Genomic DNA, 11,905 nt, shown 5'->3' on the forward strand with positions numbered 1-11,905 from the left:
GAAACACAGGCCGCTTAAGGCCAAGAACGAAACTCAGGACTCTCCCTCAAACCGGAGGAGATTGGGGTCTCAGGTCAGAAGGCGCGCATCGCCGTAGCCAGAAAGATCGCCTGCATCCTCCACGCCATGTGGAAAACAGACACCCCATTCCGTTGGAGCCAAGTGACAGCATGATGACCGAAATGCTGCCAGACTGACCAACGGATGCGTCCCCGCCGGGACGTATGGCGCGGATTAGGCCGACCCTCTGAATGCAGTGCCAAACCGGTGACTGCGAGACTGCGAGGACCACTTTGGCTGATCCACCATCTGACGCCAACATGCGGCGACCATCGAGATCGACCGCGGAGAGAACCAAGAAGCCCGGCGTATGCACTTACGTTACAAACGACCCTTGACCCATGCGATTAGAAAACTTCAGTGGGCGCAGACCATTGCTCCGACGTTGACACACCTTCTCGACATTCCCTTAGGTAGGTAGCGTGACGGAGTATGGATATGATAAGCGAATATTAAGGGGTGCAAAGAGCGGTAAGGGGCATTGGTTGGGGAGGCTCGCAAGGAGAACTAACAATTGTCCGATCAAATTTGCATTCTTCTTTTCGTTCCGCAACCATGCTTCCGTCTTGGGCTTGCGCAAGCGCTTAGGGAAGATCCCCGAACAGCAGGTCTCCGGGTTTTGGAGGCGAGCGACTCCGACAGTGCGAACCTTATCATCACAACGCAAAAACCCACCCTGATGGTCGCGGACATCTCCGGTGCTCGAACCAGCGTCGTCGAACTCACACGCTTCGCGCGATGCGCAGACGTAGCGCCGAAGGTCCTGGTCATCAGTCCGTACGATCAGCCCTATCTGGTAAAGAAGGCGTTCGAGGCCAAGGCTTCCGGATATATTCTTGCCTCGACGACGGCGGAGGAGCTGGTCCGGGCCGTTATAACGGTCCTTGCCGGAGAACACTATCTCGATCCCATACTGGTGAAGGGGATAGTCGGCATAGGCACGGCGGGTTCAGAGATGGATCCTACACTCGTCGTCGACTCCGTGCCCAAACTCACCCCGCGGGAGATCGAGGTCCTAAAACGCGTCGCTTACGGCTTTAGCGCCAAGGAGATTGCGAGAGACCTCAATCTCAGCCAGAAATCAGTTGAGACTTACAAGACCCGTGGCGCTGCAAAGATGCAACTGGAGTCACGAGCGCAGATCGTGGCCTTCGCCAACCACGTTGGCTGGTTCGCTTTCACCCACTGACATTTTCGTCTCAATGGCCGCGGTGATCTTACTAATATGGGTCCACATTGAGCGGTTCCATGTATTCAGCTTCTCCACCTCACGTCCGATTGCAGCAATCCGCGCACCATCCATCGGACGGGATTTCCCATATGATACGGTAGCGCGGCGTTCGTCGATCCGCATGGCCTGTGTTTCAACAATGGTTTTCTCGTTGATGTCGTAGACGTACATTGCATGCAGGATGTCGTTGCGGAATCTCGTGGCCTTCTCGAAAGCCGACAGCAGCCCTTCCGTCTCTTTTAGAAGCTCTGGCTCACGGACTAGGCGCGCTCGCGTCAGGCGACGAAGGAGGTCGATCCGCGCCCGAGTGGTGTTCAGCGTCCCGAACACTAGAATTGCTCCGGCCCGGTCGGATCGCAAAAGGATTTCGATAAGGAGGGCTAAGACGCTCTCATTATTGGAAAAAGCGCAGGTGAACTCGCCGATCGAGCGATAAACGACGCCGACCGACGGCGGGTTCCTGTCTTTTGGGTCTGCAGGTTTCATAGGGTTTACTCCTGCTGTGTTTTCGCGGTGCAGTATGCTTTCCTATATGTAGCGTCGGGTTTTTTCCGACATGTATGGGGCTATTCCCGACAAGACAGAGCGCGTATAATTAACGCAGGGTAATCGGATCAGAGGGTAACAAGAAAACCCGATGATCTTCTGGGGACCCAGGAGCTGCGGTCACGCCTGGCGATTGCCAGCCCACTAGCGCAACGGCCGCAAATAGCCAGTCTCCTTTGTAGGAGGCTTCCTGAAGCACCGCGACCCCGCGTGCCGATCCAGTAGATATTGGATGGACGTTTTCGGTCGCGCAATCGATGGAACAAGACAATGGCAGTCGACAACAATGACCGCAACCTGAACGCAGCCGTGCTGGGCGATGCCTATCAGAACAGCCAGGTGACGGAAGGTTCGAACAACGACAACTCCACCGACAATTCCGATACGCTGGAAGTCGGGTTCGAGGACAGCCTAAACGACAACTCGTCCGATGACGACACGACCAATGTCGGCATCGAGGACTCGTTTCAGGACAATTCCGACGACTCGCTGAATGTCGACCTGGAGGACTCCTTCAACGACGAATCCGTCGCCAACTCCGGCAACGACAACTCGACGAACACCGACAACTCCACCGATGACGATATCGCCGTCGGGTTCGAGGACAGCCTAAATGACAATTCGCAGACCGACAACTCGGACAATCTGGCCGTCGGGATCGAGGATTCATTCCAGGACAACTCCGACAATTCCACCGACAATTCGACCGATGACGATATCTCGGTCGGCATCGAAGACAGCCTAAACAACAACTCGACGAATGACAGCGGCAACGACAATTCGACCGATGTCGGGATCGAGGACTCCTTCCAGGACAACTCGGACAATTCCCTTGAGGTCGATCTGGCGGTCGCCGACTCGTTCAACGACAATTCCGTGGACGATAGCGGTAACGACAACTCGACGAATGTCGGGATCGAAGACTCCTTCCAGGACAACGACGACAACTCGACCAACCTGGCCGTCGCCGATGCCTTCAAGGACAGCTCGGACAACTCCAACAATTCGACGAACGATAGCGACAACGACAATTCGACCAATGTCGACGTCGGCATCGAGGATTCCTTCCAAGATAACGACGACAACTCCACCAACGTCGGCATCGAGGATTCCTTCCAGGATAACGACGACAATTCGACCAATGTCGACGTTGCACTGGAAGACGCCTTCAACAACAAGGCCGACAACTCGACCAACGACTCCAACAACGACAACTCCGAGACATCCACGGACGTCACCGTCGAGATCGCCGATTCCTTCCAGGATAACGACGACAACTCGGTCGACTTCGCGGATTCGTTCAACGACAGCTCGGATCAGTCGACTAACGTGGACGTCGATCTGACCGACTCGTTCAACACCGACAACTCGCAGATGACCGACAGCGGCAACGACAATTCGACCAATGTCGCCGTCGGTATCGAGGACTCGCTGAACTCGGCGGACCAGAGCTGGGCCAATTCGTTCAACAGCGACGACGATGTCATCGATATCGACAGCATCGCCGGCAACGTCGCCACCTTGGTCGGCACGATCGGCGGCGATGGCCTCTTCGCTTCCGATGGTTCGATCGGCATGATGGGCGACGGCAATGCCTTCTCCATCGACCAGGCGCTGACGATGGACGATCGCGACGACGTCTCCAACCCGAATGTCAGCATGAACATGGCGACGGGTAGCGGTGAGTGGTCGATGAATGCCGACAACACCGACGGTGGGAATGCCACCACCGGGAACGGCTCGATCTCGACGGCGGGCGATGGCTCGGACATCGAGGCCTCCGCGGATGCCCTGTCGGGTGCTTCGGCTGGCCACGAGGCCTTCACCCAGGCCATCTCGCAGGGCGCCAACGTCCAGTACACCACGGTCGACATGACCGTCGTGGGCGGCGGCGATGCCGAGGACGTCTACGGCGATCACGCCTGATCCTAGTCTTCGAACTGGTCCGGGGGCGGAATCCGCCCCCGGACCTTCTTTCTGAAAGGCCTCTGACCAGGACGCTGGACCCATGTTTCTCTCGACATCAGAAGAGATCATCTCCCGCTTCGTTGGCCTGAAGCTCATTCCCCTGGTCGAACAATGGCGGGACGTCGATTACGGCGGTGCCACGGCTCCCTTCCCGAAATTGCAGCTTGATCCGATCGGTACGCTGGGAGATGTGCGGGTCGACGGTTTCCTTTATACTCGGCTGATGCCCGGTCAGATCGAGATGGAGAACGACGTCTTTCGTCTGAGAGACGCCTTCACCCGGCCGGTGCAAGGGCCCGACCCGATCAACGTCAGCGTTCCGGAGATCAGCTTTCTCGACCGGCCGGATTACGGGGTTACGGAGAGCACGCCGAGCTTGAGCTTTTCGGTCGAATCGAGCGGGAGCCTTTCGGTCGAATGGAGCTACGAGATCTCCTACGAGCCGGGTTGGATTGGATCGATCCTATCGGTCTATCACCAGGTGCATTTCCTCGACGATCGCGACACGCTCATCATGGGGGACGGCCCGGACGCCGAATTCGTCGAATCCATCGCCCAGACATTCCGGGAGATGGTCACCCTGGCCCCGACCCTCGCCCCCGCGCCGAAATTGCCGGACACGGTCGCAGACATGCGGGACACGCTAACCGTCTCTTCGCAAGGAGCCGGGCACGATCCGCTGGCGAGCGAGCATGACGGGGTCTACGTCAACGGCCGCCTTCTTGCAGAAGGTGAGAAGGCGCCGGACATCTTCGCGATGACCAAGGCCCTGCAGGAGGTGCCGGAGTCGGAAGACGGCACGGCAACCCTGACGACCGGCGGGAATACCGTCGTCAACGAAGGGGTCCTGACCAATTTCAGCACGCTTGCGCCTGTCTCCGTGGTGACGGGGGACTGGCACGAAACGAATTCGATCTCGCAATTCATCGTGCGCACCGGGACGCAAACCGATGCCGCCGGCATGACCGCTTCGGTCGACAACGCTTACAACATCGCCACATTTGAGCGTATCGATCTCTTCCCCGGTCCGGCCCCGGTCAGCGCAGATTTTCCGTTCCCGGTGAACTACACGATCAACGTGATCCATGCCGATCTGAAGGTCGTCAATTACATGGCCCAAATGCAGGTCGTCCTCGATGGCGACAGCGTGGTTCTGACAGCTGTCCATCATGAAGCGATCTTCGAGGCCGGCGGCAATCTTGGGGTCAACTCGTTCGACATCACCGATCTGTACGGGATGTACGACATCGTCATCATCGGCGGCAGCGTGTTCGAAGGCAATTTCCTGCGTCAGGTCGTCGTGCTGTCGGACGATGACACGATCGATAACCAGGCCGGCGTGACGGGCATGTCCGGAACGGCCGGCGGCAATCTGGTCGCCAATTACGGTGCCATCGTCAATTACGGATCGGTCGATTTCTCACGGATGGGAGACGACATCCGGGATCTCGTTGGCCGTATGATGAACGGCCAGCCGGCTGGCGACGGACCCGGTGCTGAACTGTCCTTTCTCGCACACTCCAACCTCGAGGTTCTCTATCTCGACGGCGACGTCTACGAGATGAACATCGTCGACCAGGTTTCGATCCTCGACGATTCCGACACCATCCGGGTTATGGCAGACGTTGCGGATACGCTGTCGCACGACGTAGGCCTTCCCCTGCACTGGGAGGTGTCGACCGGCGCCAACGCGGCGATTAACGCGGCGACGATCCTCGATATCGATGACGTGAGCCTCATTCGGTATCTCGACGGTGAATATTACTCCCAGTCGATGCTCATCCAAGCCGATATCATCGCCGATGACCCTGAAGGCATCCAGACATTCGACACGCATACGTTGGCACCAGAGGTCATCGCCTTCACCACGTCTACCGACGAAGATGACGCTGAAGGTTTGGCATCGGGCAGGTATATTCCGGGCGCCGACTTTGCCGCCGGGTACCATGACGGCCTCGGCGGAATAACAGCATGAATATAGCTTCGAGGGGGCGTCTTATGGATGGTGCGCACGATAGACATGCCACGCGTCCGAGAGCCGAGAGGCAAGCGGGAGTAGAACGCATTATACGAGAAATGGAAGAGGAGATCCGAGAATACTTACTAAACGATGCCCCAGTCCCAATAGAGGTACCTGACGCTAAGCCGCCGCAAGGGGTATCATCAGATGCCAGACTCGACGGAGAGGGCAGCAAAGGCGATAGGCAGCGACAGGCAAGAGCTGAACGCCTGATAGAGCCAGAGCCACCTTCGGCCAAGCCGGTCATCGAGATGGAGCCGAATTCCGCGGAAATCCGCTCTGAGATAAGCGGCGACGACGGGGAGGGGCGCAAAATACCGGTCAAGCCGCCCCTCGTTGCCAAGCAGAGTTCGGTCAACTTTCGGCTTGCGGTCCATCAGGCCCGTGCTTCAATCCGGCGCAACATGATTTTTGTCATCGCCTTCACCCTCTTGGTGAACTGTCTGGTCCTTGCGATCCCGCTTTACCTCTTCCAGATTTCTGATCGTGTCCTGACGTCGCGTTCGACCGACACGCTGGTCATGCTGACCATCGTGGTCGTCGGTGCTGTTATCGGTCAGGTTCTCCTCGATACCTGCCGGCGGACGATCCTCATGCGAACGGCCGTGCAGGTGGAATCGACCCTCGGGTCGCCTGTCCTGTCGGCCGCAGCCCGCAGTTCGATCGGCGGCAGTGGCAAGGACTTCCAGATCCTCGGCGATCTGCAGCATATTCGCAGCTTCCTGACCGGGCCCACCCTGATCGCAATGCTCGACGCTCCATTGGCACCGCTGTTCGTGCTGGCGGTCATGATCATCCACCCGCATCTCGGCATGATCGTCTGCGTGGCGATCGTAGTGCTTCTCCTGATCGCCTGGGTCAATCGGAAGATGACCTCCATGCCGTTCTCGGATTCCTCCGGCTTCACCGCCCGGTCGAACATGACGCTCGATGCGCTGGCTCGGAACGCGCAGATCGTCAATGCTCTCGGCATGATTCCGGAAGCCGTGAAGATGTGGGGGCGGGACAATGCCGCGTCACTCAAATCGCAGACCATCGGACAGGACCGCAACACCTGGCTTTCCGGCTTGTCGCGTGGCGCCCGCCTCCTGACTCAAGTCTCCATGCTTGGCTGGGGTGCCTATCTAGCTCTGGACGGCCACCTGACGGGCGGCATGGTCATCGCGTCCTCGATCATTGGCAGTCGCGCCCTGGCACCTGTCGAGGGAACGATCGAGGGGTGGCGTCACTGGTCCCAGTGTCGGTCATCGTGGGGCCGGATTACAGGACTTCTCATCAATTCGCCCCTGAATATCGATCGCCTGCGCCTGCCGTCTCCGCAAGGGCGCCTCGATGTCGAGCGGCTTCTCTATGTGCCGCAGACTACCAAGAAGGTGGTCCTCAACGGCATCTCCTTCTCTCTGAAGCCCGGAGAGCAGCTCGGCATCATCGGCTCGTCCGGAGCCGGCAAGACAACGCTGGGCAAGATGCTGGTCGCCAGCTTTTCGCCAACAGCCGGCAACGTAAAGCTCGATATGATGGATCTCAGGAACTGGGATCAGCGGCAACTGGGGGAGAACATCGGCTACCTCCCTCAGGACGTGCAGCTGTTCCCTGCCTCGATCAAGGCCAATATCGGCCGCATGCGCGACGACGCTTCTGACGAGGACGTCTACGAGGCCGCGGCGCTGGCTGGCATCCACGAACTCGTCGCTTCGTTCCCGCAGGGGTACGAGACCCTCATCGCCGTCGATGGTGCTCCCTTGTCCGGAGGGCAGAAACAGCGGATCGGCCTTGCCCGAGCATTCTTCGGCAATCCGCGCCTCGTCGTTCTCGACGAGCCCAACTCCAATCTCGACACCGCCGGCGAGAAGGCGCTTGCGGACGCCATGAAACGCGCCCGCGAGAAAGGCACGACGATTGTTGCGATCACCCAGCGTCATTCCCTTCTCCAGCATGTCGACCGGATCATGGTTGTGGAAAATGGCGCGGTCGCGGCGATTGGGGAGCGATCGAAGATGCTGGCAGCGATCACCGGGCGAAAGCAGGCGCCGGCGTCTGACAATGGGAGGATCAGCGCATGACGAAAAAGCCCGTCATCGAGGAATGGTATCAGGACGTACCCCGTTCGATCCGGGGGGCGGTTCTGGGCGGGACCGCGATCGCGCTGGTGATTTTTGGTGGATTTGGCTCCTGGGCGGGCACGGCGCCATTGTCCGCCGCCATCGTCGCGCCCGGATCGTTCATGGTGACTGGACGCAACAAACAGGTCCAGCACCTCGAAGGTGGCATCATCGACCGCATTCTCGTCGCGGAAGGCGAGCATGTGACAAAAGGTCAGACGCTGGTCCTTCTTGATGAAACCCGACCCCGCATGGATGTCCGGCGCCTGTCCCTGCGGCTCGCCTTGCTGCAGGCCAAGAGTGCCCGCCTCCAGGCGATGATGCGCGGTGACAAGGAGGTCAACTTCTCGGGGATCCGGGTCGAAGCCGAAGACAGTTCCGAGAAGGAACGCATAATCGCGGCACAGAATAGCGTTTTCCACGCCGATCTTGCCGGTCTGGAAGGATCCGTTGCGATCGTCGAACGCAACCGGGATTCCCTCGACGCTCGGCTGAGGGGCGCTCAAGCGCAGAAAAAGTCGGCGGAGCGTCAAAAGGTGCTGATCGCCGAGGAGTATGTCGGCAAGAAGAAGCTGCTCGATCAAGGCCTGTACCGCCGATCCGATCTCTTCACCATCGAGCGGGCCGCGGCCGAGGTGGAGGGTCTAATGGGGAAGATCGAGAGCGATATCGGCGACTTCCAAAGCCAGATCGAGCGGCTGAACGGTCAGATCGAGCAGGTTCACAAAGAATTCCGTCAGAAGGCGGCGGACGAAGTGCAAACGGTCTTCGCCGATATTGACGATATCCACGAGCAGCTGATGAACGCCCGTTCCGTGCTTGGCCGCGTCGACGTTCGCTCTCCGGTGTCGGGCATTCTGGTCAAGATGAACTATCATACGTCGGGAGGCGTCATCGAGGCGGGAAGCACGATTGCCGAAATCCTGCCGGATGGTGAAAAACTCCTGATCGAGACGGTGATCGATCCACATGATGTCGACGACGTGAGAGTCGGGCAGCATGCATCCGTGCGCCTGATGAGTTTCAATCAGCGCACGACCCCGCAGCTTCGAGGCGAACTAGTCTATGTATCGGCCGATACCGTTTCCGATCCCCGAGCTGGCCGGAACGAGAACGTTTATATCGCTCGCATTGCCCTCGGGCCAGCTCAGCGTCAACGGGTCGCGCAGCTGAAGATAACGCCTGGCATGCCGGCAGATGTCTTCATCGAGACTTCATCGCGCACGTTCCTCGAATATCTTATTAAGCCGATCAACGATTCCATGAGCCGGGCATTCCGAGAGAAGTGAAAAGCTGGAACGGTCCCTTGACGGGCTGGACCGGCATTCTCCAGGCCGACGCCTAGTCGAGCTTTGGGGCGCCTCTATGCCACTGAGCGAAGTCCGAAGCCGCTGACCCAGGCGCTGTGCTGGAGCTACGCGCGCCGCAAGTTCTTCGAGCTTGCCGACATCGCCCAAAGCGCCCGGCGAGGAAAGAACGCCGCGCCGATCTCGCCCATGGCCCTGGAGGCAGTGAAGCGGATCAATGCCCTGTTCGATATCGAGCGCGCCGTCAACGGCCTGTCCGCCCATGATCGCCTGGCCATCCGCCAGGAGAAAAGGCGTCTCCACGAAGTCTGACGACGCCGATCATCTTGCTGCCAGAGAGGTCGGCCGCAAGATCCTCGTTTTCTAGTTAGTTAGAACGCCATCGGTGGCATTTGCTACCTAATGCCGGTTCGCTCGGTACCGAGCATCGCTGTCTGATGCTCTTGACCAGCTTCTCAAAAACCATATGGATTTGCACCGCAGCGGCCTGAAACGGAGCCAATTGAGTAATAGTCCAATTCTCAAAACGTTGACGAAGGCATCCCGTTCTTTCGTCCTTTCGAATGCAACACGATTGTCCGTGCGGTTAAATGACATAAATTCCCGCCGGAAAGTGATCGGCCCCCGACGATCTAGCATTTGAACCGGACCTTGCAGTTGTTCTGGTTCTCCGGCCACATCCCGTATTTCGAGTTCGCAACCGCACCGATGCCGAAGCGTGTGTCTCGTGTGGAGCGCTTCTTGTCCTGGTTCCGGAAGATGCGGTCGGCTTCGTCCCAACGCCGGAGTTTGATGTTGACCCAGCCCTTCAGCACCTCGGCGCCGTAGGACTTGCCGCTTCGTGCCTCTCGCTTGTTGAGGGTCGCCAGAGCGCCATTGTAGTCGCCTGCCTGGAACTGCTGGTTGGCCTGCCGCATCAGCTTGTCGCCGCCGCCGCCAGACCGTGCCCGCCGCGTTCCGCGCGACGGCGATGCAGCCGACCTGCCCGGCCGGTACGACACGACGCGGGCGGGAGGGGCGTATTCCTCGATCTCGGCGAGCGTGGCGAATTCGTCGCCGTACCGGGCCTTGATCTGCTTCAGACCGGCGTTGTTCTTGGTCCGGCTGGCCACGACCGCGAGGCCGAGAACGCCCTCTTCGGTGACGTCCCAATCCACCGACTTCTCGAACCAGGTTCCGGCCTCGTCGATCTTGTCGTCTTCCAGAAGGTGCCAGCCCAGCGTCTGGGCGCCGAGGGCCGAACGTGTATCCTCGACCACGGTCTGGAAACGACCGAGATCGGCAACGGACAGATCCGCCGCGACCGCTGGATCGTTCATCCTGTCGGCCACCAGCTCGACATAGATCTTCGCCAGTTCGGGCGAGTCCTCGTACTCGCGATAGGCCAGATCTTCGGCCGTATCGAGTTCGTCCAGATTGCGCAGCGAGAGGACATACCCCTCCAGATGCTTCGGGTTGGGCTCGATGTCGGAGGCAAGGCTGAACCAGTCCTTGGCCATGTCAAACCGCTGGAGATTGTAATGGTACCAGCCCAGGAGGCTGGCATCCTCGGCCGAGAGCGTCGCCTTGGCGAAACGCTCGTAGGCCTGAAGGTCGTTCGCGGACACGCGCGAGCGTTTCTGTCCGGCGGCGATCTCTTCGCCGATCTCGGCACGCAGCTTCTGGAAGCGAATGCCGTCGAACTCGCGCGATCCGTTCGCCAAGGTTCCGCCGAAGGTGATCAGGGCATCGACGCCCTTCTGCGGCAACAGCAGGGCCGCCTTTTGCATCGTGGCGAGGCGTTCGCCGGGATTGTCGCATGTGGTCAGAACGTAGCCGTAGAGATCGAAGGCACGAGCCAGATCGCCGGATCGGGCGAAGGCTTCCCCGACCTGCCACAGGACATCCATTTCCGCACAGACCAGAAGCGACGGACGCTCCCGGGCAGCAGCGAGCGACGATGACCAGTCACCGGCCTCGAAAGCCGCCTTGATCCGTTGGCGGGCGTCGGCATCGTCGAGCTTGGTCGCTAGATCCGCCGACGGTCGATAGGTCGGATGCTGCGCCTGGTAGGTCGCGATCCTGCTACGCACCTCAGCGAAGCGGCCGGCCGCGAACAGGTCCCAGAGCGGCTGTTCGTCGACATCGCTCTTGGGAGCGAACAAATCGGCGGGAGGGGTCCAGGCCGGATACAGCGTCTTCAGGCGACGGATTTCGGCGCCGACCCGCTCGAGATTGCGCTGCTCCGCATAGTAGCGCAGCGCACTCTCGTCGATCCCGCTCCTGTCGCCCGATCCGGTCTGGGCGTCGGTGCCTCCGTCGATGGAAAAAGCCGGACGGTTCCGATGCGTCGCATCGGTGGGGGCGCCAGTGGTCGCTGACGGGGGCACGACGAATGGATTTGGGGCGACGGCCACGGCTGCCGGCGCCGTGACCGGAGCAGGGATGGCGAACGGATTGGCGGCAGCCGTGCCGCCGGTCTGTGCGACACCGGTCGGCGCGAGGCCGGCTGGAGCAGGGGCCATCGCACCGGCGTCGATCTGCGGATAGAAGGTTCGCAGGATGTCGCCACTGCGGCTCGATACGGGAGGCGCTGCATTCTCATCGGGAGCGGATGCGCCTGGTGCGGTGGCCCCCGTAGACAGTCCGAACGACAGGCTCCCGGGAGTCGCGGAATCGGATTCGGCCGACA

7 protein-coding genes and 1 pseudogene are annotated in these 11,905 nt (G+C 59.7%); 6 read left to right on the top strand and 2 right to left on the bottom strand.

What is annotated here, in order from left to right; genetic code table 11:
• Positions 1-739: 739 nt before the first annotated feature.
• On the top strand, positions 740-1,249 hold the full coding sequence (locus tag N7I30_RS19355) for a LuxR C-terminal-related transcriptional regulator (RefSeq protein WP_162142678.1): 510 nt from the start codon (positions 740-742) through the stop codon (positions 1,247-1,249).
• On the opposite strand, the gene N7I30_RS19360 is transcribed toward N7I30_RS19355, so the two are convergent.
• Positions 1,190-1,777, bottom strand: coding sequence for a hypothetical protein (locus N7I30_RS19360; RefSeq protein WP_498640858.1), 588 nt, complete (start codon positions 1,775-1,777; stop codon positions 1,190-1,192). The two genes, N7I30_RS19355 and N7I30_RS19360, sit on opposite strands and share 60 nt — an antisense overlap.
• Positions 1,778-2,107: 330 nt before the next feature.
• Here N7I30_RS19360 and N7I30_RS19365 point away from each other — a divergent pair, with 330 nt between their 5' ends.
• From N7I30_RS19365 to N7I30_RS19385, 5 genes and pseudogenes are all read left to right on the top strand, one after another.
• On the top strand, positions 2,108-3,763 hold the full coding sequence (locus tag N7I30_RS19365; RefSeq protein ID WP_024352419.1) for a midas domain-containing protein: 1,656 nt from the start codon (positions 2,108-2,110) through the stop codon (positions 3,761-3,763).
• Positions 3,764-3,845: 82 nt separating this feature from the next.
• Positions 3,846-5,780 (top strand): hypothetical protein, encoded by a 1,935-nt coding sequence (locus N7I30_RS19370; protein ID WP_491390145.1) that lies wholly within the window; start codon positions 3,846-3,848, stop codon positions 5,778-5,780.
• Positions 5,777-7,888 carry a type I secretion system permease/ATPase gene (locus N7I30_RS19375; protein WP_081652029.1) on the top strand — a complete coding sequence of 704 codons (2,112 nt, stop codon included), beginning with the start codon at positions 5,777-5,779 and terminating at the stop codon, positions 7,886-7,888. The genes N7I30_RS19370 and N7I30_RS19375 overlap by 4 nt, the downstream gene beginning before the upstream one ends.
• Entirely contained in the window at positions 7,885-9,216 is a 1,332-nt protein-coding gene (locus N7I30_RS19380; protein ID WP_228240944.1) for an HlyD family type I secretion periplasmic adaptor subunit, read from the top strand. The genes N7I30_RS19375 and N7I30_RS19380 overlap by 4 nt, the downstream gene beginning before the upstream one ends.
• A 17-nt stretch (positions 9,217-9,233) precedes the next feature.
• Positions 9,234-9,522, top strand: a pseudogene (locus N7I30_RS19385) (IS66 family transposase); the annotation flags it as partial.
• Positions 9,523-9,866: 344 nt separating this feature from the next.
• On the opposite strand, the gene N7I30_RS19390 reads toward N7I30_RS19385, so the two are convergent.
• Positions 9,867-11,738: a hypothetical protein gene (locus N7I30_RS19390; protein WP_498640859.1), complete on the bottom strand. Its 1,872-nt coding sequence runs from the start codon at positions 11,736-11,738 to the stop codon at positions 9,867-9,869.
• Positions 11,739-11,905: the final 167 nt, after the last annotated feature.

The organism is Aurantimonas litoralis (assembly GCF_026153195.1).
Lineage (GTDB): Bacteria > Pseudomonadota > Alphaproteobacteria > Rhizobiales > Rhizobiaceae > Aurantimonas > Aurantimonas coralicida.

Excerpts from the sequence above, each read along its gene's own strand:
- N7I30_RS19365 (WP_024352419.1), top strand. The coding sequence starts at position 2,108 with ATGGCAGTCGACAACAATGACCGCAACCTGAACGCAGCCGTGCTGGGC.
- N7I30_RS19370 (WP_491390145.1), top strand. The coding sequence starts at position 3,846 with ATGTTTCTCTCGACATCAGAAGAGATCATCTCCCGCTTCGTTGGCCTG.
- N7I30_RS19355 (WP_162142678.1), top strand. The coding sequence starts at position 740 with ATGGTCGCGGACATCTCCGGTGCTCGAACCAGCGTCGTCGAACTCACA.
- N7I30_RS19380 (WP_228240944.1), top strand. The coding sequence starts at position 7,885 with ATGACGAAAAAGCCCGTCATCGAGGAATGGTATCAGGACGTACCCCGT.
- N7I30_RS19390 (WP_498640859.1), bottom strand. The coding sequence starts at position 11,738 with ATGGCCCCTGCTCCAGCCGGCCTCGCGCCGACCGGTGTCGCACAGACC.
- N7I30_RS19360 (WP_498640858.1), bottom strand. The coding sequence starts at position 1,777 with ATGAAACCTGCAGACCCAAAAGACAGGAACCCGCCGTCGGTCGGCGTC.
- N7I30_RS19375 (WP_081652029.1), top strand. The coding sequence starts at position 5,777 with ATGAATATAGCTTCGAGGGGGCGTCTTATGGATGGTGCGCACGATAGA.